Source organism: Williamsia sp. (assembly GCF_016462415.1).
Lineage (GTDB): Bacteria > Actinomycetota > Actinomycetes > Mycobacteriales > Mycobacteriaceae > Williamsia_A.
On sequence record NZ_JAEMTF010000056.1, the window covers coordinates 1 to 6727 of the forward strand.

The window sequence follows — 6727 nt, forward strand, 5'->3', positions numbered from 1 at the left end:
GACGGCAAGCTGTCGTGCCAGCTGTACCAGCGCAGCGCCGACCTGTTCCTCGGGGTCCCGTTCAACATCGCGTCCTATGCGTTGCTCACCCACATGATGGCCGCGCAGGCGGGCCTGCAGGTCGGCGAGTTCGTCTGGACCGGCGGGGACTGCCACATCTACGACAACCACGTCGAGCAGGTCGAACTGCAGCTGTCCCGCGAGCCGTACCCCTACCCGACGCTGCGGCTCGCCGAGCGGGCCTCCCTGTTCGACTACGAGTTCACCGACATCGAGGTCGTCGACTACCAGCACCACCCGGGCATCAAGGCGCCCGTGGCGGTATGACCGTCGCGCTCATCTGGGCTCAGGGCAACGACGGGGTCATCGGGCGCGACAACACCATCCCCTGGCGCGTCCCCGAGGACGCCCGCCATTTCCGTGAACGCACCACCGGACATCCGGTGGTGATGGGGCGTAGGACCTGGGACTCGCTGCCGGAGCGGTTCCGTCCCCTCCCGAACCGGATGAACGTGGTGCTGACCTCCGATCGGGCATGGACCGCCGAGGGTGCGGTCGTCGTTCACGATCTGGCCGACGCACTACGTCGTGCCGCCGACGCCGACCCGGATCTCACGGTTGTCATGGGTGGCGCGCAGATCTACACCGCGACAATGCCGTTCGCCGATCTGCTGTACGTCACCGAGATCGACGTCGACGTACCCGGCGGGGACGCGTTCGCCCCCGTGATCGACCTGTCGGCGTGGCAGCCGCAGGACGTGGGTGAGTGGACGACGTCGGAGAAGGGACCGCGCTATCGGTTCTGCGATTACCGCAGGATCGGTGGCTGATGGCCCGGATCGGCGACCGGCTGACCATCGAGCGAGCCCGTCGAATTGTTTTGGCGGCGCAGGGTTTCACCGATCCCCTCCCGTCCGGACCGGTCACCCGCCGACACCTGCAGCGTGTGCTCTCGCGAACCCGGTTCCTGCAGATGGACTCGGTCAGCATCGCCGTCCGGGCGCACTACATGCCGCTGTTCAGCCGACTCGGGCCCTACGACCGCGACCTGCTCGACCGTGCCGCCGGTGAGTCCACCGCACGTGCTCCGCGTCTGCTCGCCGAGTACTGGGCGCACGAGGCCGCACTGATACCGGTGCAGGACTGGCCCCTGTTCGGGTGGCGGATGGCCGACTACCGCTTCGGGCGCTACGGCTCCGCCGTCGACGAACCCGCCGAACGTAGCGCGTTGCGTGTCGAGATCGCCACAGCCATAGCCGATCTGGGGCCATCGACGGGCGGCGAGCTAGAAGAGTATCTCGGACGCCGCCGTGAGGGACCCCGCCGCGGGACCTGGTGGGATCGCAGCGAGGTCAAACACGTGTGTGAGGTGATGCTGGCCGCGGGGGAACTCTCGGCCATCCGCCGGGGCGGTTTCAACCGCCACTATGACCTGGCGGCGAACATCGTCGGACCGGAGATCGCGGCGACGGTCATCGACCGTGACGTGGCCATCCGGACGCTGGTGGGCAAGGCAATCGGCGCCCTCGGCGTCGCCACCGAGACCGATCTGCGCGACTACTACCGACTCCCGGTCGCCGACACCCGTTCGGCCGTCGCCGATCTCGTCGACTCCGGTGACCTCGTGCCGGTGGAGGTCGACGGCTGGGACCGACCGGCCTTCCTCGATCCGGGCGCGCGGGTTCCCCGGCGTGTGGAACGTTCGGCGTTGCTCGCGCCGTTCGACCCGCTGGTCTTCTTCCGTCCCCGCCTGCAGCGACTGTTCGACACCCACTACCGCATCGAGATCTACGTCCCGGAACACAAACGCGTCCACGGGTACTACGTGTTCCCGTACCTGCTGGACGAGACCATCTCCGCCCGAGTCGATCTCAAGGCCGAGCGTGCGGACGGTGTCCTGGCCGTACTCGGGGCCTTCGCCGAGGACGGCGTCGACCGTGGACACGTGGCGAGGTCCCTGGCCGCCGACCTGGTGTCGATGGCCACGTGGTTGGGCCTCGACGGTGTGCGCGTCGGAACCCGGGGTGACCTCGCGCCCGGGCTGCGCGCGGCACTCGGGGGCTCCGGCTGACCGACGGAGATCACCGGAATCCGATCCGACGCAGACATGTGCCGGTGGGTGATGCCGGTCAGATGGTCGGCCTCGATGGTCCGGGTGGTCCACGACGTGTATCTCGTGACATTCACTAACTGTTTGCCATCCGTATTCCCCTGCGCCCCATCGGAGATGGCGCGAGCCGCTATTGGCGCATCGGGGTGTCGTAGGGCACAATCATCGCGTTGGTACTGCAGGGGACCAGGGGAGTACCACGAACGACCAGGGGGATAGACATGCGTTTTGTGCCGGCGACTTCGCGTCGCACCACACCCACGGCGGCCACACCGGCCGCTGCCCACACCGGCGAGACCCGCGAGGCGCTCATCGCCCACGCCGGTGACCACGGCTGGGATGTCGTGGGGCACCGGTGGCTGCGGATGACCCGGGGCACCGTCACCGTCGAGGTGTGGTTCGCCGACGCCTCGTCACGGGTGGTCCGCGCGCGCCACGACATCGGCGGTGTCCAAGTCCGCGAGATCGACATCGTCCACAACCGCGAGTTCCGGATGTCGCTGGGCGCCCTGGTCATGCAGTGGCTCGGCGTCGCCGAACCGGGAACCGCACCCGCGCGCCCGTCGGAGCGGCGTGCGACGGCCGCACACTCCGGCGAATTCGAGGCAATCGTCGCGACGGTGGCCGACCGTACCGGTGGCTCGGCGCCGGGAACCGCTGCCCAGGGCCTCGCTCCGCGCGCCTCGAACTGGGTACGTACCGACCTCAGTCCCGCCTGAGCGTCTCGTCCGCGCACGCGGACACGGGGGCGGCGGCGGCGGGTCACGGTCGGCGCGGGACAATCGACTCCTGCGCCGTCTGGCTGTGCTCGGTGAGCGCAGCGGCGGTGCCGCTGATCCGAGGAGTCGCAGGTGTCGCAGTTGGTCCCGTTGCAGGTGCACATGATCGCGCACACGGAGTTCCATGCCCCGGCCGAGGTCGATTGGTCGACCGACGTCGACGGCGGAGAGGCGCTCGTCGAGTTCGCCGGTCGGGCCTGCTACCAGAGCTGGGACAAACCCAACCCACGCACCGCGACCAACGCCGCCTACCTCCGCCACATCCTCGAAGTCGGACACCTGTCGCTCCTGGAACACGCGTCGGTGACGTTCTACATCACCGGCATCTCCCGGTCGTGCACACACGAGCTGATCCGTCACCGCCATTTCTCGTACTCGCAGCTGTCGCAACGCTTCGTGCCCGAGCACGATTCGAATGTGGTGTGCCCACCGGCGATTCGTGGCGACGAGGAACTCGAGGCGCTCTTCGTCACCGCGACCGACGCCGCGCGCGCCGCCTACGTCGAGCTGCTGGCGGCGCTGGAGGCCAAGTTCGCCGACGTGCCCAACGCGATCCTGCGCCGCAAGCAGGCCCGCCAGGCCGCACGCTCGGTCCTGCCCAACGCCACCGAGACGAAGATCGTCGTGTCGGGCAACTACCGCGCGTGGCGCCACTTCGTCGGCATGCGGGCGACCGAGCACGCCGACGTCGAGATCCGGCAACTCGCCATCGAATGTCTGCGTCAGTTGTCCACTCTGGCGCCCACGGTGTTCGGCGATTTCGAGATCGGGACGCTCGCCGACGGCACCGAGGTCGCGACATCTCCGTTCGTCATCGAGGGTTGAGGGGGATGCGATGTCATCGGACGGTAGCCTGACCACCATGAACAGCGGCCATACGCAGCATGGGCTGCATCCGTTCGGAACCGTGGGTGTCGCGATGGTGACCCCGTTCGCACCGGATGGCAGCCTCGACATCGGCAAGGCCGTCGAACTCGCGACGCATCTCGTCGATCGGGGAGTCGACGGACTCGTCATCTCCGGAACCACCGGCGAGTCGCCGACGACCACCGTCGACGAGAAGCTCGACCTGCTCACCGCGGTACTCGACGCGGTCGGCGGACGCGCCCGCATCACCCAGGGCGCGGGCAGTTACGACACCGCGGAGAGCGTCCGGTTCGCGATCGAGGCGGCCGCACGCGGGGCCCACGGTCTGCTCGTGGTCACGCCGTACTACTCCCGGCCCCCGCAGACCGGTCTGCTCGCGCACTTCACCGCGATCGCCGACGCCACCGAGCTCCCGGTACTGCTCTACGACATCCCGCCCCGGTCGGTCGTGCCCATCGAGCACCGCACGCTGCTCGAGCTCGCGCGCCACCGTCACATCGTCGGCGTCAAGGACGCCAAGGGAGACCTCAACTCGGCCGCCGCACTGATGGCCGACGCGGGTCTGGAATATCTGTCCGGTGAGGACGCCCTCAACCTGCCCTGGTTGGCGGTCGGCGCATCCGGATTCGTCTCGGTGATCGGCCATCTCGTGCCCGATCGCCTTCGCGAGCTGCTCGAATCGGTCGACAAAGGCGACATGGTCCGAGCCCGCGAGATCAACCTGTCACTGATCCCTCTCGTGAATGCGATGGGTCGCCTCGGAGGAGTCACCATGGTCAAGGCCGCACTGCGCATCATCGGACTGGACGTGGGTGATCCGCGGCTGCCGCAGATGCCGGCGACCGGGCCGCAGATCGAAGCTCTCATCGCAGATCTGCGTGCAGCGCAGGTTCTTTCGTGACCGAGACCCCGAACGCCGGCCGCCGCCCGCGGCGCGCCGCCACTCGTCGCAGCGGACCACCCGAACCCGCGCCCGAGGTGACCGCCACCCCGCAGCCGGTCGCCGAGACCGCGCCCGCGGTCGCGGACACATCGGCCCCGGCCGCGGAGTCGCCGTCCTCGGCGCCGGCCGAGCAGCAGACGGCCCCGACCAGGTCTCGGCGTCAGAAGTCGACGTCGGCGAAGACGGCACCCGCGAAGGGATCCGGCGACCGGGCACCGGCGAAGTCGTCGCGTTCGGACAACCGCAAGGGTGGCGGCAACCGCCGGTCCGAGGCCGGTCGCGACCGTTCCCCCCGTGCGGCGTCGCAGCCGATCGGGGACGCCACCGATCGCCTCGGTCTTCCGAACAAGCTCCCGCGTGGCGGGCTGCGTGTGGTCGCGCTCGGCGGTATCGGTGAGATCGGCCGGAACATGACCGTCTTCGAGTTCGACGGCAAGCTGCTCATCGTCGACTGTGGCGTGCTGTTCCCCGAGGACCAGCAGCCCGGCGTCGACCTGATCCTGCCCGACTTCCGCTACATCGAGGACCGCATGGACGACGTCGTCGCCATCGTCCTCACCCACGGCCACGAGGACCACATCGGTGCGGTCCCGTTCCTGCTGCGTCTGCGCGGCGACATCCCGGTCATCGGCTCGCGGTTCACCCTCGCCCTGCTCGCCGCCAAGTGCCGGGAGCACCGCCAGCGACCGAAGTTGATCCAGGTCACCGAGGGCGAGACGTCGAAATACGGGCCGTTCGCCCTGGAGTACTTCGCGGTCAACCACTCGATTCCGGATGCACTCGCGATCGCCATCCGCACCCCGGCCGGCCTCGTCCTGCACACCGGCGACATCAAGCTCGACCAGCTGCCCCTCGACGGACGGTTGACCGACCTGGCCGGCTTCAGTCGTCTCGGCGACGAGGGTGTGGACCTGTTCCTGGTGGACTCCACCAACGCCGAGGTCCCCGGGTTCGTCACCCCGGAGCGCAACATCGGCACCGTGCTGGACCAGGTCATCGGCAAGGCCAAGCAACGCGTGATCGTCGCGTCGTTCGCCAGCCACGTGCACCGGATCCAGCAGGTCGTCGACGTCGCCGCGGCCCACGATCGCAAGGTCTGCTTCGTCGGACGGTCGATGGTGCGCAACATGCAGATCGCCCAGGAACTCGACTACCTGCGCGTGCCCGACGGCGTCGTCGTCGAGATGGACGCGGCTGCATCGCTTCCCGACCACCGCGTCGTGTTGGTGTCCACCGGATCGCAGGGCGAGCCGCTCTCGGCTCTGTCGCGGATGGCGCGCGGCGAGCACCGCCAGATCAACATCCGGGCCGACGATCTGGTCGTGCTCGCGTCGTCGCTGATCCCCGGCAACGAGAACTCGGTCTTCGCGGTCGTCAACGGTCTTGCCAAACGCGGCGCGACCGTCGTCACCCAGCAGAGCGCCAAGGTGCACGTCTCCGGCCACGCATCCGCAGGCGAATTGCTCTACCTCTACAACGCGGTCCGCCCGTCCAACGCGATGCCGGTGCACGGCGAGTGGCGGCACCTGCGCGCCAACGCCGCCCTGGCCGAGGCCACCGGCGTCGACCCGGACCGGGTCGTGCTCGCCGAGGACGGCGTGGTCGTCGACCTGGTCGACGGTCGCGCGAGCATCGTCGGACGCGTGCCCGTCGGGTTCGTCTTCGTCGACGGGCTGTCGGTCGGCGACGTGGGGGAGTCGACCCTGTCCGAACGTCTGGTTCTCGGCGAGGGCGGCTTCATCGCCATCACCGTCGTCATCGACTCCGCGGACGGGACGCTGGTCAGCACCCCAGAGGTGTCCGGACGCGGCTTCTCCGACGACCCGGCGGCGCTGAAAGAGGCGTCGGACATGATCTACACGTCGTTGTCGGAACTCGCGGCCGAGGGCGTCACCGACACCCATCGCATCGCGCAGATGATCCGTCGCTCGGTGGGGCGTTGGGTGGCCGACACGTATCGTCGCCGCCCGATGATCGTGCCGACCGTGCTCTCGGTCAACACCGATCCGGCCAAGAAGAAGCGCTGAG

Annotated in this window: 7 protein-coding genes; all 7 read left to right on the plus strand. The window is 68.7% G+C overall.

Going from position 1 to position 6727, the window contains the following annotated elements:
• Nucleotides 1–327, plus strand: a 327-nt coding sequence (gene thyA / locus JHC79_RS14395) for a thymidylate synthase (RefSeq protein ID WP_296391927.1), incomplete at its 5' end; no start/stop codon positions are given.
• On the plus strand, nucleotides 324–830 hold the full coding sequence (locus JHC79_RS14400) for a dihydrofolate reductase (RefSeq protein ID WP_296391929.1): 507 nt from the start codon (nucleotides 324–326) through the stop codon (nucleotides 828–830). The genes thyA and JHC79_RS14400, both read left to right, overlap by 4 nt.
• Nucleotides 830–2071, plus strand: coding sequence for a crosslink repair DNA glycosylase YcaQ family protein (locus JHC79_RS14405; protein ID WP_296391931.1), 1242 nt, complete (start codon nucleotides 830–832; stop codon nucleotides 2069–2071). Before JHC79_RS14400 ends, JHC79_RS14405 begins: the two co-directional genes overlap by 1 nt.
• Nucleotides 2072–2331: 260 nt before the next feature.
• Nucleotides 2332–2829 carry a hypothetical protein gene (locus tag JHC79_RS14410; protein WP_296391933.1) on the plus strand — a complete coding sequence of 166 codons (498 nt, stop codon included), beginning with the start codon at nucleotides 2332–2334 and terminating at the stop codon, nucleotides 2827–2829.
• Nucleotides 2830–2961: 132 nt separating this feature from the next.
• Entirely contained in the window at nucleotides 2962–3714 is a 753-nt protein-coding gene (gene thyX, locus JHC79_RS14415) for an FAD-dependent thymidylate synthase (protein WP_296391935.1), read from the plus strand.
• 37 nt (nucleotides 3715–3751) lie between these two features.
• Complete coding sequence (dapA, locus tag JHC79_RS14420; RefSeq protein ID WP_296391937.1) at nucleotides 3752–4657, plus strand: 4-hydroxy-tetrahydrodipicolinate synthase; 906 nt, start codon at nucleotides 3752–3754, stop codon at nucleotides 4655–4657.
• Nucleotides 4654–6726 carry an RNase J family beta-CASP ribonuclease gene (locus tag JHC79_RS14425; protein ID WP_296391939.1) on the plus strand — a complete coding sequence of 691 codons (2073 nt, stop codon included), beginning with the start codon at nucleotides 4654–4656 and terminating at the stop codon, nucleotides 6724–6726. Before dapA ends, JHC79_RS14425 begins: the two co-directional genes overlap by 4 nt.
• The last annotated feature ends 1 nt before the right edge of the window (nucleotide 6727 follow it).